The following is a 16,752-nucleotide window of genomic DNA, read 5'->3' on the forward strand; positions in this document are numbered from 1 at the left end:
GAAAATGAATCGGTTTCCACACTTAAGGAAAGGTTAATTTTACCTTATCATAAATTACATATGAGTTTGAGAGTGTTAATAACCCGGTATCGCTGTTCATACTTTATTAGCCAAACAAACAGAGGATCGCGGCGTAATGCAATAGGCAGCAGGCAGTCGCATGATCTTTAGTTTCAATGAAAAAGCAAACATTCGAAATATCGCGGAAATCCACAACGAATTTACAACGGCCTGCCAAGATAGCGCGTCTATCGAGATCGACCTCGAACGCTGCACCGACATAGACCTGTCGTTTATCCAGCTGATCGAATCCGCCCGCATCTACGCCGGCACCTCGGGCAAGAAGATCGCCCTGACGAACCCAGCCAACGCAAACGTTGAAACGGCGCTGAAACGCTGCGGCCTGTTCGAAAATTTTTCCGTCGAAGATAGCAAATTCTGGCTCCACAAGGAGATGAACTGATGTCCGCAAATATCCTCACCGTCGACGATTCCGCCAGCATTCGCCTGACGACAAATGTTGCCCTGTCCAACGCCGGCTATACGGTGACCGAAGCCATCAATGGCGCGGAAGGCATCTCCAAAGCGACGTCCGGCCAGTTTGATCTGATCGTCACAGATCTCAACATGCCCGTTATGGATGGCCTGACGATGATTCGCGAGCTCCGCAAGATCCCCAGCCAGATGGGCATTCCGATCATCTTCCTGACGACGGAATCGGATGGTTCGATCAAGCAACAGGCCAAGGAAGCCGGCGCGACCGGCTGGCTGACCAAACCCTTCGATCCGGACAATCTCGTCAAGATCGTCAGAAAGGTTCTGGGCAAATGAGCCATCCGGATCCCATCGTCGTCTTCAGGACCGAGGCTGCCGAATTGCTGGAGGCCATCGAGGCCGGGCTGCTCGACCTGCTCGACAACCTGTCCGACAAGGAACAGATCGACGCGGTGTTCCGCAGCCTGCATACGCTAAAGGGATCCGGAGCGATGTTCGGGTTTGAGGCGCTCGCCGCCTTTACCCATCATTGCGAAACTGCCTTCGATCTGGTTCGCAAGGGTGAGGTTCCGGCCACGGCCGCACTCATTTCAGCCGTGCTCGAAGCCAAGGATCACATGCGTACGCTGGTCGAGACACCCGGCGGTGATCACGATACGCTCAGCAGCCTGTTGCTCGATAAGCTTCACAAAGCTGTAGAAGCCGCCAGCGGCGCAAATATAGAAGCACCAGCAGCTGACGCACCAGCGATCAACAATTGGAAGATCCGGTTCTCGCTGCCTGCAAATGCGATGGCCAACGGCACCAATCCATTGCCCTTGCTCGACGAATTGCGCGATCTCGGCGAATGCAGGATCGTTGCCGACCGGAGCGCCCTGCCCGCGCTCGACGTCCTCAATCCCTCGGATCTCTATTTCAGCTGGTCTGTGGAGCTGAAGAGCGAAGCCCCGAGGTCGGCGATCGAGGATGTATTCATTTTCGTCATGGACGAGATGAAACTTGAAATCTCCTGCGAAGAGCCGACGGGAACAAGTGCGGTCGAGATCGCTCTCACACCGGCACCAACGAACCATAATTCGTCGGTGACGACGCCGTTGGCCGCCCCTATCGCTGCCAGCGGACCTTCACCGTCCACCGCCAGCACACCCGTTCCAGTCGCATCCGACGCGAAGCAGAACAAGGCCGCCGAGAATGTTCGCGTCCCGGCCGAACGTCTGGATGAGTTGATGGATCGCGTTGGTGAACTGGTGATTGCCCAGTCGCGGCTTTCCCAGCTCGCAAACGCCGACGGAGACCTGCAGTTCCGCGCTGTCTCGGAAGACATCGAGCGCCTCTCCGGCGAGTTGCGGGACACGATGATGGTGCTGCGCATGGTGCCCGTCACCCAACTTTTTGGACGTTTCCGCCGACTGGTGCATGACCTGGCCCATGAGACCCATAAGACGATTGAGTTGATAACCGAAGGCGAAACCACCGAAGTCGACAAAACCGTCATCGAACGCCTCGCCGATCCCCTCGTCCACCTGGTGCGCAATTCCTGCGATCATGGTCTCGAAACACCGGAAGAACGGATTGCCGCCGGCAAGCCGGCCGCCGGACGCGTCGTGCTCTCTGCACGCCAGACCGGAGGCGAAGTCAAGATCACCATTAGCGACGACGGTCGCGGCATCAACCGCGAACGTGTCCGCGCCAAGGCGGAAAGCTCGGGCATCATTGCGCCAAACGCCGTCCTTGCAGATCAGGAACTCCTTCAACTGATCTTTCAACCCGGCTTCTCAACAGCCCAGAATGTCACCAATCTTTCCGGTCGTGGCGTCGGAATGGACGTGGTCAAGCGCTCGATCGAAACCTTGCGCGGCACGATCAATGTCGTCAGCACGCCCGGTCAGGGATCAGCCATCTCGCTGAACATCCCGCTGACGCTTGCCATTATCGATGGCTTGCTGGTGCGCGTCGGGTCCGGCCGTTACGTCATCCCGCTGTCGGCGGTCGAGGAATGCCTCGAACTGTCGCTGGAAGAGGACATGCGTTCGCGCGGTCGCAGTTTCATCTCGCTGCGCGACAGCCTGGTACCGTTCATTCGCCTTCGCGATCTGTTCCGCACCGGCACCAAGCCCGACCCCTATCAAAAGGTGGTGGTGATCTCCACCGGCACCGAACGTGTCGGCCTCGTCGTCGACCAGATCATCGGCGACCACCAGACGGTCATCAAGTCCATGTCCAAGCTGCACCATGATATCGCGACCTTCTCGGGTGCAACCATCCTCGGGGATGGCAGCGTCGCACTTATCCTCGACGTCGCCCATCTGGTGACGGAAGGGCAGCAGCAGGAGGCGCACTTGCGCGCAGCCGGATGAACCAGGCTCTCAAGAAGATCGAAACCACCCTGTGGAACAACGAGGACGAACTCGAGGTCCTGACCTTTGACATCGCCGGCGAGACTTTCGCCATCGAGGCAGTCGCGGTCCGGGAAATCCTCGACCTTCTGCCTGAGACACTCGTACCGGGCGCCCGTTCCTTCGTCGGAAGCGTGCTGAATTTCCGCGGACGAGTGATCCCGCTGGCCGACATACGGCTGGCATTCGGCATGGAGGCCACGACAACCACAAAGGATAGCCGCATCATCGTCATCGAACTTGAACTGGATAGCGAAGCCGTCCTGATCGGCGTCAGAACCGACAAGGTCAACGAAGTGACCACTTTGACGAAAAAAGCCAGCGAGCCCCCGCCCAGCGTCGGCATGCGCTGGCGCGCCGACTACATCGATTGCCTCGTCAAACGCGGCACCGACTTTATTATCGTCCCGAATATGAAGGCAATCTTCTCGTCTTGAAGATCAGGCGCATTCAGAAGGACAAACATACCGGCACGATTCCGGATTAGGAAGCATATTATGAAGTTTACCATTACCAAGAAGCTCGCTCTGACCTTTACGGCAGTCGTCGCACTGTCGGGCACAAGCATGTTTTTCGCCATCCAGAGCCTTGGAACCCTGAACCAGACGCTTGACACCATCGTCAACGGCAGCTCTGCCCAGGCAGTCGAGCTCAAGGAGATGGAGAATATCGTCACCCAGATCGGATCCTCGACCCGACAGATGATCATCTCCACCGATCCGAAAGATCTTGCAGACCTTTCCAAAACCATTGCCGAAAGCGATGCTGCCTTGCGCTCCCAGGCAGCCAAGCTGCGTCCTTTGCTGACGGACGCAAACCGACAGACGCTGGATGCTTTCACTCAGAAGTGGGAGCAGTACCTGACGATCAACGCAAAGCTTCAAGTACTCACCTTGAAGAACTCCGGAGCGACCGCGTTTCAGCTAACCACGACGGAAGGCAGCGGTTCACTCGATGCCGTCGAGGAAAAGCTGACTGCACTGGTCGACAGGCTGCGTGCTCCCGTCAACCAGGGAAATCTTCAGGCCTTTGCGGCTTACGAAAAGGGCATCACAATCCGGCTGAACATCGCGGAAATGTTCCGCCAGCATCGTAACATTCTGCTGGGATCCGTGCGCCCTACCAAGCAGGAACAATGGAACAACGACTACATCGCGTTCGCCCAAACAGTCGGCGAGGACATCAAGAAGCTCGGCCATCAAGTCAGTTCGTCCGACAAGGCGTTGTACGATTCTTTCGTGGCTGCTTATGACATGATGAAGTCGACGATCGACAAGATCAATGCCATCAGCTTGGAAAACGGCGATTATCACGCGAACATTCTTGCCAGCAATGAAGGCCGCGCCACGCGCCAGGCCGCAGCGCAGATCCTGCGCGACCTCGTTGCCGCCAACAGTCAGATCCAACAGGCCGAGCTGGTCGAATCCAAAGACCTCTACGAAAACAGCCGTAACCTGCTGATCGGACTCCTGATTTTCTCGACATTGATCGCAGCGGCCGCAGCCACCTGGATCGTCCTGTCGATCAGCAGGGGCCTGCGCAATGCCAACCAGATCATCCGCAATGTCGCTGAGGGCAACCTCACCCAGACAGCGACGATCAAGGGCCATGACGAGATCGCCGAACTGCTCGGCCACGTCAATACAATGATCGACCGCCTGCGCGGCGTGGTTGCCGACGCCTTGCAGGCTTCCCACAGCGTTTCCTCCGGCAGCCAGGAACTGTCGGCCTCCTCCGAGCAGGTCTCGCAGGGTGCCACCGAACAGGCGTCCGCCGCCGAGGAAGCATCGGCTGCCATGGAAGAGATGGCCGCCAACATCAAGCAGAATGCCGACAACGCCGCCCAGACGGAAAAGATCGCCCGCCAGTCCTCCAAGGATGCCGAAGCCAGCGGCGAAGCCGTCACCCGTGCGGTCACCGCCATGCGCACCATTGCCGAGAAGATCTCGATCGTGCAGGAAATCGCCCGTCAGACCGACCTGCTCGCACTAAACGCTGCTGTGGAAGCAGCCCGTGCCGGCGAACACGGCAAGGGCTTTGCAGTCGTCGCCTCTGAAGTTCGCAAGCTTGCCGAACGCAGCCAGTCGGCCGCAGCAGAGATCGGCGCGATGTCGACCGATACCGTTCATGCAGCGCAGGAAGCCGGTGAAATGCTCGCGCGCCTCGTGCCGGACATCCGCAAGACTGCCGAACTCGTCTCTGAAATCACCGCAGCCTGCCGCGAGCAGGATATCGGCGCCAGCCAGATCAACGAAGCGATCCAACAGCTCGACAAGGTGACCCAGCAGAACTCGTCTGCTTCGGAGGAAATGGCATCGACCTCGGAGGAACTGGCCGCCCAGTCCGAAGAGCTGCAGACATCGATCTCCTTCTTCCATGTCGACAATACGCCGGCGCGGCAGGTTCAGCAGCCGATCGCCATGCCTGCTGCCCGTCCCGCTCCACGCCAGATGGCCCAGGCGCCTGCCCGCAAGTCAGCCGGCCACACGGTCGCCGCCCAGCAGGCACGCGCCAAGGGCTTCGCACTCGACCTCAGCCAGGGTGGTCCCGACCACGCCGACGCCGATTTCAGGGAAAGCGCGTAACAACTGGCTCCAACAATCCGGCGGCCCTATTGGGCCGCCCCTGCGCCCCGCGGATGTAGCCGCGTGACACAAAGACTACCGAATGCCCCGGTTTTGCGGACGTGAATTAATCGCGCCCACCGCCTTGCTGGCTCGGTCAAACTCGTTGGGAAGGATCACGCCTTCCTGTACCCGAACCGTATGCAAAGGATTACCGCGGTGCGCATGACTATCAAACTCAAGCTCGGCCTCGTATTTGCCGTCATTATTCTCCTGACCGGCGCGATGGCGACATTTGCCATCATCAATCTCGCGTCGCTCAACGGATCGGTCACCCGGATGGTCGAGGAACCGATCGAGGACTTCAAGATGCTGTCGGAACTCAGCGACACCTTCGGTGGAGCGGTTCGCGCTGAAAAGAATGCCATCCTCAACGAGAACCCGGTCGAGATCGCCGAGTTCGTCAAGTCGATGACATCGCGCCAGGTGAAGATCGGCCCGATCCTCGAGGCACTCGAAAAATCCGCAGACAAGGATGTAAGCACCAAGGCCAAAGAATTTCACGCGATTTACGAGCAATACGAGCCGATCCAGAAGGAAATGGGCCAGCTTGCCACGACCAACACCCCGGAATCGAACGCGCGGGCAACTGCGCTGACCATGGGACAGGGTCGCGACCTTATGAACAAGGCACTCAAGGTGATTGAGGAGATGCACGCAATCGCCGCCGAGAATGTCGCGGAAACCGATGCAGCGACGGACGCCCAATATGCCCAGTCGCGCTTCATGCTGATCACCGCGACCGCAATCGTCGTGCTGTTCTCGTTCGCCGCGGCCATCTGGATTTCGCTCACAATCTCCCGCGGTCTGAAGCGTGCTTCCGCACTTGCCGACGCGGTCGCGATCGGCGACCTGAACTACCAGATCGAATACAAGGCTAACGACGAAATCCGTGATCTGGCCAACTCCATGGAGCAGATGACCTCCAACCTCCGGAACACCGCCGAAATTGCCGATATGATCGCCAACGGCGACCTCACGGTGACACCGAGAGCGCTGTCCGACAAGGACACGCTCGGCCTGTCGCTGGCAAGCATGGTCGAACGCCTGCGCGGCGTCGTAGCCGATGCGCTTTCAGCTTCGCTCAACGTATCGTCGGGCAGCCAGGAACTGTCGGCTTCCTCCGAGCAGGTCTCCCAGGGTGCGACCGAACAGGCCGCGGCCGCTGAAGAAGCCTCCGCCTCGATGGAGGAAATGGCCGCCAACATCAAACAGAACGCCGATAACGCCGCCCAGACCGAAAAGATCGCCCGCCAGTCGGCCAAGGATGCCGAAGTCTCGGGCGACGCCGTCAACCGCGCTGTCGCTGCCATGCGCACGATCGCCGAGAAGATTTCGATCGTGCAGGAAATCGCTCGCCAGACCGACCTGCTCGCACTCAATGCAGCCGTTGAGGCCGCTCGCGCCGGCGAACATGGCAAGGGTTTTGCTGTCGTCGCTTCCGAAGTTCGCAAGCTGGCCGAACGCAGCCAGTCCGCAGCAGCCGAGATCGGCGCCATGTCCGGCGACACCGTGCAGGCAGCGCAGGAAGCCGGGGAAATGCTCGCCCGCCTCGTACCGGATATCCGCAAGACCGCCGAACTGGTTTCCGAAATCACCGCCGCTTGCCGCGAGCAGGATATCGGCGCCAGCCAGATCAACGAGGCGATCCAGCAGCTCGACAAGGTGACCCAGCAAAACTCTTCTGCCTCCGAGGAAATGGCATCCACGTCGGAAGAACTGGCCGCGCAGTCGGAGGAACTGCAAACCTCGATCGCCTTCTTCCGGGTCGACAATGCCAACAACAGCAAGTCCGGCGCATACAAGGCTGCGCCCAAGCCTGCAGCACGTCCACAGTCAGCACAGGTCGCCCCTTCCGCAGCTCGCAAGCCATCGCAGCAAAATGTGGCGACCCAGCAGGCCCGTGTGAAGGGCTTCGCTCTCGATCTCAGCCAGGGCGGCCCGGATGCCGGCGACGCAGATTTCAGGGAAAGCGCATGACAATGACGGCATCAAGCAGCGAAGCACAGTTCGTGACGTTCAGCCTCGGCGAAGAAATCTTCGCCGTGCCTGTCGAAGTAGTCAGGGAAATCCTCGATTACGAGGAAGCCTTCAAGATCCCGAACGGCCCCGATTATCTGCTCGGCCTCCGCAATGTGCGGGGGCAAGGGGTGCCGACGATCGATCTCAGGCTGAAGCTCGGTCTCACCCGCACGATACCGTCGCCGCATACGAGGGTATTGGTCCTCGACATTCCAATGCCGGATCGTCTTCTCAGTCTCGGGCTTGTGGCCGACAGGGTGTTTGAAGTGACGCCCTTCCGTCGCGACCAGATCGAACAGGCGCCCGACATCGGCACCCGCTGGCGCTCCGACTATATTTCGGGTGTCGTGCGACGGGAAACCGGCTTTGTGGTGATTATCGATCTTGCCAGGCTTCTGACGGCTGACGATGCAGCCATCATGTCATCCAGGCACGCGGCTTAATCGAATAGTTCCAGGATATTTTCATGGCATCCGTTTCGCGTAGCATGCCCGTTCAATCCGACGGGATCAGCAAGAAGAATTTTGAAAAACTCGCCAATTTCATCTACGGCTACAGCGGCATCAAGATGCCGCCAAGCAAGCAAACCATGCTCGAAGGGCGTCTACGCCGGCGGCTGCGCGCCACCGGCAAGCCCACCTTCGACGCTTATTGCGATTTTCTCTTCAAGGGCGACGGCCTCGAGCAGGAAACAATTTACCTGATCGATGCTGTGACCACCAACAAAACGGACTTCTTCCGCGAGCCCAACCATTTCACTTACCTGTACAAGCAGGCGCTGCCGAACCTCATGGCAAGCGGCGTTCGCAGCGTTCGCGCCTGGAGTTCCGCCTGCTCGACGGGCGCCGAGCCCTATACGATGGCCATCGTGCTGGAGGAATACGCCCAGCAGCACGGCAACATGCCTTATACGATCCTCGCCACCGACCTTTCGACCGACGTACTGGCAACCGCACATAAGGGAATTTACCCGTCGGAGCTCGTTGAACCCGTGCCCGTCGATCTGCGCAACAAATATGTGATGCGTCCCGTCGCGCGCGGCAACAATAGTGTACGCATTGTCCCACGCCTGCGCTCGAAAGTTGCATTCGGACGCTTGAACCTGATGGACGATCGCTACGTTATCGGCGATCCGGTCCATCTCATCTTCTGCCGCAACGTCATGATCTATTTCGACAAGGAAACCCAGGCCGACGTCTTGACGAGGCTCTGCGATTGCCTGTTGCCAGGGGGCTACCTGTTCATCGGTCATTCCGAATCCATCGCCGGTTTCGACCTGCCATTGAAGGCAGTCGCCAATACCGTCTTTCAAAAGGTCTGAGAACGTTGTCCGCAAAAACCCGTGTTCTGATCGTCGATGACTCCGCCAGCGTCCGCCAGACGTTGACGCGCGTGCTGGAAGCCGACCCCGATATCGAGGTTATCGGTGCAGCGTCCGATCCCTTCATGGCCGCGAAGAAGATTCGGGACGACATTCCCGACGTGATCACCCTCGATGTCGAGATGCCACAAATGGATGGTATCACCTTCCTGCGCAAGCTGATGAGCCAGCATCCGATTCCCGTGGTCATGTGCTCGTCGCTGACCGAGGCGGGTTCGGAAACCCTGATGCAGGCGCTGGAAGCCGGCGCAGTCGACATCATCCTCAAGCCCAAGATCGGCGCGGCCGACCATCTTGCCGAGATCGGCGACAACATCCGCCACGTCGTCAAGGCGGCCGCCAAGGCACGGCTCGGCAACCTTCGCCGGAACCGCACCGCTGCACCCATGGCCCCACAGGGAAAGCTGACTGCCGATGCCGTGCTGCCGCCCCCTACTGGCCGCGCCATGGCCAAGACGACGGAAATGATCGTCTGCGTTGGCGCCTCGACCGGTGGCACCGAGGCCTTGCGCGAAATGCTGGAAAAGCTGCCGGCCAATGCGCCCGGCATGGTCATCGTTCAGCACATGCCGGAAAAATTCACCGCCGCCTTCGCCAAGCGCCTCAACACCCTCTGCGAGGTCGAAGTCAAGGAGGCAGCCGACGGCGACGCCGTACTTCGTGGCCACGTGCTGATTGCCCCCGGCGGCGACCAGCATACACTCGTCGAGCGTCGCGGCGCCCGTTACCACGTTTCGGTTCGGCCGGGACCACTGGTCTCTCGCCACCGCCCATCCGTCGACGTGCTGTTTAGATCCGCAGCCCGTGCTGCTGGGGCCAACGCCATGGGCGTTATCATGACCGGCATGGGCGATGATGGCGCTCGCGGCATGGAGGAAATGCACAACGCCGGCGCGTTCACCGTCGCACAGGACGAAGCGACCTCGATCGTCTTCGGCATGCCGAAGGAAGCCATCGCTCGAGGCGGCGTCGACAGGGTCTTGGCCCTTGATCACATTGCCCGCGAGATCATGGCCGCCCAAGCGCGTTTCTGACAGCACTCGCGGCTGCCTGAGAAGTTTCCCGCACGACTTTCGCTTTGCAAAATCAACCTGCTGTTCCCCCGGAAACAGCAGGTTTTTTCTGCCCATGCGATCACATGGTCACAAACCATTTACCGTACGCAACAAGAGTGATCAGAGGAGCCGACATGATACGCGTTTTCGCCTTCGTTTTGCTCGCTGTCGTCACACTTTCGACATGTGTTTCGATGATCAGCGTGGGACCAACACATGCCGCTTCGTGCGGACCGAACTGCACCCAGGACAACCCGAAATGAAAGCCATATTCTTCCTGCTCTTTACGATGGTCGCGCTATCGCTTGGAGCATCCGCCTTCGAACTCTCCACCCGTCCGGCTCTCGCCTGCACCGTCACTAGTATCTGCGACTAACCACCCGGTTTGCGCGGCACTTGCGTGTATTCCGGGGATCATGACGACCCCTCCCCGGACAATACTCCGCCGCTACTGCGGCCGACGGCAAGACTCAGCGAACGCCAGTCTCGCTCCCGCGACTTGTGTCTCTCAAAACGCCAAGCACCCATCCTTCCGCGCTTATCCTGACTGTCGGCAATCGCCTTGATTGTTGCCCCACAATTGCTATCCTCTGGGGTAATACGGCTTTTCAGTCCTGCCGGGGCAGTTAGATTGCCGTAGATTTTTTGAAGTGGGGCAAATTCTGATGACGTCCGGTCGCAACCGCCACTCCTCCGACGTCGCCGCCTTTGCCGGTTGCCGTGACATAGGCGCCGAGATGCCCCCGGCCCAGTTGCCTTGCGGCAGGCCGCTGCGATGAGGTCCAGCATTTCGCGACTGTTCGGTTCGCTCTCGACCATAGGACTGCTGTTCGGGTTTCTTTTCTTTGCCGCCTCGCTCACACCCAGCTTGATGCCTCGATCCTACGTGATCCAGGGTGCACTTTCAGGTGTCTGCAGCGCCATCGGCTATCTGTTCGGGGTTTGGCTGGTCTGGCTGTATGGCTACCTGCAGCTGCCCGTTTGGAGGGATGCACCCAGGGCAGTCAAAGCCGCCGTGATCGCTGCCGGCCTGCTGATCTCGGTTTATTTCATCTCGCTCTCCACGGGCTGGCAGAATTCGATCCGCAGCCTCTGGGGCATGGACCGGATCGAGTCGGCCGAACCGTTCAAGCTCGCCCTGATCGCCGCCCTAATCTTCATCATCGCGTTGATTGCCGGGCGTCTGTTCTATTTCACCTGGCTGGCTGTTTCCCGCTGGCTGGCAAAGTTCGTTCCGCCGAGGATCTCCAATGTCGTCGGCGGCTTCGTCGCTCTCGCGCTCTTCTGGTCGGCGGTCGAAGGCGTGCTGCTGCGGGCCGCCTTGCATGTCGCTGATTCATCGTTCCAGAAAGTCGATGCCCTCATCGAGGACAAGGTGCCGATGCCGCTCGACCCGGGCCAGACCGGGAGTTCAGCCTCGCTTGTCGCCTGGGACGGATTGGGTCGGCAAGGCCGCAGCTTTATCGCGTCAGGACCAGCGGCAACGGATATCGAGGCATTCTGGAAAGAACCGGCACGCAAGCCCGTCCGGGTCTATGTCGGCCTCAACAATACCGATACGATCGACAAGAGGGCCAAACTCGCACTTGAGGAACTGAAACGGCAGGATGCCTTCTCTCGCCCCCTGCTGGTCGTGGTGGTTCCGACAGGAACGGGTTGGGTCGATGAAGCGGCGATCGATACGCTCGAATACCTGCATCACGGCGACGTCGCCAGCGTCGCGGTTCAGTATTCCTATCTGGCGAGCTGGCTTTCCCTCATGGTCGAGCCGGAATATGGAGCCGAGTCCGCCAAGGCGCTGTTTCGCGAGGTCTATCGTCACTGGACAGCGCTGCCACACGACAAGCGTCCCAAGCTCTACCTCTATGGCCTCAGCCTCGGCGCTCTCAATTCACAATTGTCGGTGGACTTCTTCGATATCGTCGGAGACCCTTTCCAGGGCGCACTCTGGAGCGGCCCGCCCTTTGCCAGCCGCATGTGGACCTCGGTGACCGCCAACCGCGATCCGCAAACACCAGCCTGGCTGCCGCGCTTCCGGGACGGCTCCATCATTCGCTTCACCAGCCAGAAAAATGCTCTCGATATTGCCGGTGCGACCTGGGGGGCGATGAGGATCGTCTATCTTCAATATGCAAGCGATCCGATCACATTCTTCGACATTCGCTCTTCCTATCGCGAACCGGACTGGATGAAGAGCCCGCGGGGACCGGATGTCTCGCCTGGAATCGTCTGGATTCCGGGGCTGACCATGCTCCAGCTCGCCTTCGACATGGCAATCGCCACGACGTCGCCGATGGGGTATGGCCACGTCTACGCCCCCCAACATTATATTGATGCCTGGATTGCCGTGACCGCGCCGACCATCGACCAGGATCACGTCGAGAGCCTGAAACGGCACTTCGATTACATGCTGGATCTTGATGAGAGCAAGGGCGGCTGATTGGCCGCCCCATGCATTGATGCGATACAGCTGCTGGGAAACAGCGGTTTACCTCAATTTTCCCGCAACCCGGCCTTCCGCAATCCATCGAGCCAGTGCTGGCGGGCAGTATCGTTGCCATAGGGATACGCGGCCGATTGCGCGATTGTCCAATGGGGATCATTCTGGCTGAAAACAGCCATTATCTTCTGCCCATCCGGATCTCCCAGCTGCGCCTTGCTCGCCGCCGTAATAAGTCGGCAGTCGTTGGGCGGCGAACTAATCCTGGCAATCGCGTCGATCGCGTCCTGATAGCGCCCGACCATGTAGTAGGCCCGGCCCAGATTCCACCAGTACCAGTAGGGGAAATCGGGGAAACGTACCATGGCGTCCTCGATCAAGGTAATCGCACGATTGGAATCGCCGAAATAGATAAAGGCTTCCGCCATATCAGCATCAAGGTCGGCGTTGTCCTGAACGATCCTCTTCGGGTCGATGAGCTTGCGAGCTGCCTCATATTCCGCGAAGCTGCCGTTGAAGTCGCCCTGGTTCCACATGACCATGGCGCGATACCAGCGACCTCTGAAGTCTTTGTGCGACTCGTTGCTCGGATCGTCGCCCAACGCAACTGCCGTCTCTGCCAGACTTCTGGCTTCATCCAGCGCCGCCAAGCGGTTGTTGCCCCATGCGTTCTGAAATTCTCGGACCAGAACATAGGAATACTCCGCGAACGCGGGCAAATAATTCGGGTCGTCCGCAATCGCTTGTTGGTAGCACGCCTTGGCCATCTGATGCCCTTCCCGCGTCAGCTCCTGCTGGCGCCCCAGGCGACAATTGTTTCGGGCGATCTCGCTCATGTTGTTCTCCCATTGGCTGACGTATCGTCGCGGCATTCGTTCCGGCGAAGGATACGCGTCCGCTCTTCCTCTTGGGTCCAGTTGTGTAGTCTGAAACACGCACTATCGATGGGAATTGCTGATATCGATCACACCTGCAGCTCGCCGTAGTCGATGCGCTTCGCCTCGAAGCGAGCCTGTCAGGGCTTTTCACGCCGTCCCCAGAGAAGGACACGCGCCATGGATGCATATTCCAATTTACTAATATTAAGAAGATCACTTGATTTCGTTAGAATGTCAACACGATCGGTAGACACGCAAGGATGACGAGCATTTCCGGCTCTCGGATCGCTGACTGACGTCGCAACTTTTGGGGCACGAAGTCACTTCTCCCTAAGCCCTGCCTTTCGCAATCCGTCGGTCCAATGCTGGCGATCGCCGTCAAATCGATAATAGTAACCAGCGGACTTCTCGATCGACCATTCAGGGTCATTTTTGCTGAACTCAGCCATGATGGCTTTGGCCGAGGCTATGTTGCCGAGTTGGGCCTCACTCGCGGCAGTGATCAACCGGACATCGTTGGGCGGGGAGTTTATTCTGCCGATGGCGTCGATGGCTTCGTTATAACGCCCGGCCATGTAGTAGGCGCGGCCGAGATTCCACCAATACCAGTAGGGAAAATCTGGATTGCGGACCATCGCGTCCTTGATCTGCGCAATCGCCCTTTCGGCTTGGCCACCGTAAATCAGCGCCTCGGCCATGTCGGCGGCAAGATCCGGATCGTTGGGGTTGATCTTGCGCGCGGTCTCGTATTCATGGAAACTCTTGTCGAAATTGCCCCGGTTCCAGGCAACGATCGCCAGGTACCAGTGGCTGGCGAAATCGTCACTCAGTTGCAATGCCTGCTCTGCGAACTTCTCCGCTTTCTCCAGAGACGCAGTGCCATCCGCACTCCAGCCATTCTGATACTCCCTGACATAGACATATGAGAGCTCTGCATATGCCGCCGAATAGGTCGGATCCAACGCGATGGCGCGCTCAAACAGCCGGCGCGCCTCCTCGTTGCCCTCGGGCGTGACCTTCTTCGGATCCGCCCAGATTTGCTTGCCTTTCAAATAGTAGTCGTAGGCGTCCATGCTCTTGGTCAGCTTCCGGCTGGACCTCTGCTCCTCGGCGGCGGTGACCTTCACCGCAAGTGCCGTCACAATGTTCTTGGTGATGTCTTCCTGAACGACGAACGTATCTCCGAGTACCCGGTCGTACCGCTCGGCCCAGACATGGTAGCCAGCCGCGGCATCGATCAGTTGAACATTGATGCGCAGCCGCTCTGGCGTCTTCTGCACGGTTCCCTCGAGAACGTAGCGCGCCCCGAGCGCTGAGCCGATGTCCTGGACTTTCGCCGGTTTGCCTTTGAACGTTGCCGACGAATTGTTGGCAATCACCAATAGCCCCGAGAACTTCGAAAGGTCGCTGGTTATGTCGTTGGTAATGCCGTCGCTGAAGTATTCCTGCGAAGGATTGCCGCTGACATTGGCAAGCGGCAGGACCGCTATCGACGGCTGCGATGCCGACGACAGTTTAGCGCCCGTGCTGGCCTTGATGTCAACGTCGGGCACGTGCGTCCACCAGATCGGAAAGGTGACAAAGACCGGCAGGGCGGCAGCCGCCACCCACATCCATCGAGGGACGCGCTTGCGCATCCCCCCGTAACTCGCGGAGCTGACAGAATAGGCGTGCACCGGCACCGGAATGTTCTTCAGTTTGCGTGTTCCGAGATTGTGAAACGAGAGGTTCGGCAGATGCTTCACCTGCTCGTAGAGGCTACCGGAAACGCAAATGCCGCCCGGCTCGGACAATCCCTCCAGACGTGCCGCAACGTTCACCGCGTCGCCGAGGAGATTGTCATGCTCGACCACGGCATCGCCGAGGTTCAGCCCGACGCGAAACAGCATCCGCCGATCTTCGGCCAGCGAGCCTTCCATTTGCGCAAGTTGATCCTGGATTTCCACGGCACAACGCACCGCTTCGACCGGGCTCTGGAATTCGGCAACGACGCTGTCGCCGGCACCGCCGAACACACGACCATTGTGGAGCCGAACCCGTTCCGCGATAATCGCAGCACATTGCCTGAAGAGGGCGAGAGCCGCGTCCTCATCCTTCCCAACCAGACGGCTGTAGCCAACAGCGTCTGCCGCGAGAATTGTAACAAGCCTGCGCTCCATCTACCACTCTCCCGCACACATCATAGTCGCATTCGGCAAGTGCAGAAAGCACGCGTGACGTGAGATTCACACCGAAGGAGAGATCCGGACATGTTGCGGTTGCGCCTTGCGATCTGGAATAGCGGCTGCTCAACGGACTTCCATCGTACGACTGGACGCCGATGCAACGATTTGCTCGATGAGTGCAACGTAGGACATCCCCGTCAGGCGGCCCAAGAGCGGCAGATCCGAATCCTTGGGATGGAGTCCTGCCAGCGGATTGGCCTCAAGGAAGTTTACGTTGCCCTCGGCATCGCAGCGCACATCGACGCGACCTCCATCGCGACCGCCAAGCACCTTCCAGGCGGCGAGCGCGAGCTGAGCTGCCGCATCGCCTGTGGCGTCGGTCGCCAGTTGCGCGAGAACCCGCTCTTCGTAGTATTTTTTGTTGTCATACGAGTATATTTCAGGCTCCGGCCCGCCCTGCAGCTGGATCTCCATGACGCCGATGGCGCGAGAGGCCGCCCCCGTCCCCAGTATCCCGACGGTGAATTCGCGACCCGGCAAGTAGGTTTCGACCAGCACAGGCTGCCGGTGGCGCGCCAGCAGCTGCTCGCAGCCGGTTCGCAGTTCTGTCGAGTTCCTGATTTTCGAGGCTGCGGAAATGCCCTTGCTCGTTCCTTCCGCGACCGGCTTGATGAACAACGGGAACGGCAGGGCCACACCTGCAATATCGGCAGCAGTTTCGACAACCCCGAAATCCGGTGTATGAATCCCGCTATCGCGAACGATGCGCTTCGCCGTCGCCTTGTGAAGTGTGACTGTCAGTGCGAGCGGATCGGAAAACGTGTACGGGATCTGATATGCATCCAGTAGCGTCGGCACCAATGCCTGCCGGCCAAATCCGTACATTCCCTCGGCAATGTTGAAGACCATGTCCCAGCGGTCGCCGTGAAGCAGGCGTCGGGTCAGTGCGTGCGCCTGGCCAATGCGCTCCGTCGAATGACCGAGTGCCTGCAGCGTGCTTTCAATGGACAGTATCGTCTCGATACCGTCGAACTCGGCCGTCTGCTCCTCGTCGTATCCTTCTCTCGCGTAGTCTTCGCGCAGGTCAAATGTGATGCCAATCCTCATCGCTCGGCCACCCCGCATTTCCTGACGGACTTTTCGTACCGGCCCGAGGATGCTGGAAGTGGGCGTTCTCACCCTACATCCGATTGCCCTGCCCCGGTCGCTCCTGATCTTTACGCTCGACTGTCAGGACGGCAACACCCGAATTCGCATTAGGCATGCTCCCTGCCGCGCCAAAAAGGTATTGCGCTC

General features: G+C 59.1%; 12 protein-coding genes and 2 pseudogenes. 11 read left to right on the top strand and 3 right to left on the bottom strand.

Features of this window, described 5'->3' with window-relative positions; genetic code table 11:
- Nucleotides 1-160 precede the first annotated feature (160 nt).
- The 11 genes and pseudogenes from JJB09_RS25265 to JJB09_RS25310 all read left to right on the top strand — a co-directional run bounded on the left by JJB09_RS25265 (nucleotide 161) and on the right by JJB09_RS25310 (nucleotide 12,413).
- Nucleotides 161-463: an STAS domain-containing protein gene (locus tag JJB09_RS25265; RefSeq protein WP_201663877.1), complete on the top strand. Its 303-nt coding sequence runs from the start codon at nucleotides 161-163 to the stop codon at nucleotides 461-463.
- Complete coding sequence (locus tag JJB09_RS25270) at nucleotides 463-831, top strand: response regulator (RefSeq protein ID WP_201663878.1); 369 nt, start codon at nucleotides 463-465, stop codon at nucleotides 829-831. The genes JJB09_RS25265 and JJB09_RS25270 overlap by 1 nt, the downstream gene beginning before the upstream one ends.
- Entirely contained in the window at nucleotides 828-2,852 is a 2,025-nt protein-coding gene (locus JJB09_RS25275) for a chemotaxis protein CheA (RefSeq protein WP_201663879.1), read from the top strand. Before JJB09_RS25270 ends, JJB09_RS25275 begins: the two co-directional genes overlap by 4 nt.
- Entirely contained in the window at nucleotides 2,849-3,328 is a 480-nt protein-coding gene (locus JJB09_RS25280; protein WP_201663880.1) for a chemotaxis protein CheW, read from the top strand. The genes JJB09_RS25275 and JJB09_RS25280 overlap by 4 nt, the downstream gene beginning before the upstream one ends.
- A gap of 60 nt (nucleotides 3,329-3,388) precedes the next feature.
- Nucleotides 3,389-3,868, top strand: a pseudogene (locus JJB09_RS27195) (MCP four helix bundle domain-containing protein); the annotation flags it as partial.
- A 504-nt stretch (nucleotides 3,869-4,372) separates the two neighbouring features.
- Nucleotides 4,373-5,476: pseudogene (locus tag JJB09_RS27200) on the top strand (methyl-accepting chemotaxis protein); the annotation flags it as partial.
- Nucleotides 5,477-5,674: 198 nt separating this feature from the next.
- Complete coding sequence (locus JJB09_RS25290) at nucleotides 5,675-7,495, top strand: methyl-accepting chemotaxis protein (protein WP_201663882.1); 1,821 nt, start codon at nucleotides 5,675-5,677, stop codon at nucleotides 7,493-7,495.
- A gap of 2 nt (nucleotides 7,496-7,497) precedes the next feature.
- A complete protein-coding gene (locus JJB09_RS25295; protein WP_425523769.1) occupies nucleotides 7,498-7,980 on the top strand; it encodes a chemotaxis protein CheW in 483 nt (160 codons plus the stop codon).
- Between the two features lie 23 nt (nucleotides 7,981-8,003).
- Nucleotides 8,004-8,858, top strand: coding sequence for a CheR family methyltransferase (locus JJB09_RS25300; protein ID WP_201663884.1), 855 nt, complete (start codon nucleotides 8,004-8,006; stop codon nucleotides 8,856-8,858).
- Nucleotides 8,859-8,863: 5 nt separating this feature from the next.
- A complete protein-coding gene (locus JJB09_RS25305; RefSeq protein ID WP_201663885.1) occupies nucleotides 8,864-9,952 on the top strand; it encodes a protein-glutamate methylesterase/protein-glutamine glutaminase in 1,089 nt (362 codons plus the stop codon).
- Nucleotides 9,953-10,748: 796 nt separating this feature from the next.
- Nucleotides 10,749-12,413 carry an alpha/beta hydrolase gene (locus JJB09_RS25310; protein ID WP_201663886.1) on the top strand — a complete coding sequence of 555 codons (1,665 nt, stop codon included), beginning with the start codon at nucleotides 10,749-10,751 and terminating at the stop codon, nucleotides 12,411-12,413.
- A gap of 53 nt (nucleotides 12,414-12,466) precedes the next feature.
- Here the strand turns inward: JJB09_RS25310 and JJB09_RS25315 are convergent, their stop codons facing one another.
- The 3 genes from JJB09_RS25315 to JJB09_RS25325 all read right to left on the bottom strand — a co-directional run bounded on the left by JJB09_RS25315 (nucleotide 12,467) and on the right by JJB09_RS25325 (nucleotide 16,563).
- Nucleotides 12,467-13,249, bottom strand: a complete 783-nt coding sequence (locus JJB09_RS25315) for a tetratricopeptide repeat protein (RefSeq protein WP_201663887.1) — start codon at nucleotides 13,247-13,249, stop codon at nucleotides 12,467-12,469.
- Between the two features lie 362 nt (nucleotides 13,250-13,611).
- Nucleotides 13,612-15,450 carry an adenylate/guanylate cyclase domain-containing protein gene (locus JJB09_RS25320; RefSeq protein ID WP_201663888.1) on the bottom strand — a complete coding sequence of 613 codons (1,839 nt, stop codon included), beginning with the start codon at nucleotides 15,448-15,450 and terminating at the stop codon, nucleotides 13,612-13,614.
- A gap of 129 nt (nucleotides 15,451-15,579) precedes the next feature.
- Complete coding sequence (locus JJB09_RS25325; protein ID WP_201663889.1) at nucleotides 15,580-16,563, bottom strand: D-alanine--D-alanine ligase family protein; 984 nt, start codon at nucleotides 16,561-16,563, stop codon at nucleotides 15,580-15,582.
- Nucleotides 16,564-16,752 lie beyond the last annotated feature (189 nt).

This window comes from Phytoamicus setariae (assembly GCF_016722925.1).
Classification (GTDB): Bacteria; Pseudomonadota; Alphaproteobacteria; order Rhizobiales; family Rhizobiaceae; genus Rhizobium_E; species Rhizobium_E setariae.

Coding starts and splice junctions, on each gene's coding strand:
- JJB09_RS25325 (WP_201663889.1), bottom strand. CDS start 16,563: ATGAGGATTGGCATCACATTTGACCTGCGCGAAGACTACGCGAGAGAA.
- JJB09_RS25270 (WP_201663878.1), top strand. CDS start 463: ATGTCCGCAAATATCCTCACCGTCGACGATTCCGCCAGCATTCGCCTG.
- JJB09_RS25300 (WP_201663884.1), top strand. CDS start 8,004: ATGGCATCCGTTTCGCGTAGCATGCCCGTTCAATCCGACGGGATCAGC.
- JJB09_RS25275 (WP_201663879.1), top strand. CDS start 828: ATGAGCCATCCGGATCCCATCGTCGTCTTCAGGACCGAGGCTGCCGAA.
- JJB09_RS25295 (WP_425523769.1), top strand. CDS start 7,498: ATGACGGCATCAAGCAGCGAAGCACAGTTCGTGACGTTCAGCCTCGGC.
- JJB09_RS25310 (WP_201663886.1), top strand. CDS start 10,749: ATGAGGTCCAGCATTTCGCGACTGTTCGGTTCGCTCTCGACCATAGGA.
- JJB09_RS25315 (WP_201663887.1), bottom strand. CDS start 13,249: ATGAGCGAGATCGCCCGAAACAATTGTCGCCTGGGGCGCCAGCAGGAG.
- JJB09_RS25265 (WP_201663877.1), top strand. CDS start 161: ATGATCTTTAGTTTCAATGAAAAAGCAAACATTCGAAATATCGCGGAA.
- JJB09_RS25320 (WP_201663888.1), bottom strand. CDS start 15,450: ATGGAGCGCAGGCTTGTTACAATTCTCGCGGCAGACGCTGTTGGCTAC.
- JJB09_RS25280 (WP_201663880.1), top strand. CDS start 2,849: ATGAACCAGGCTCTCAAGAAGATCGAAACCACCCTGTGGAACAACGAG.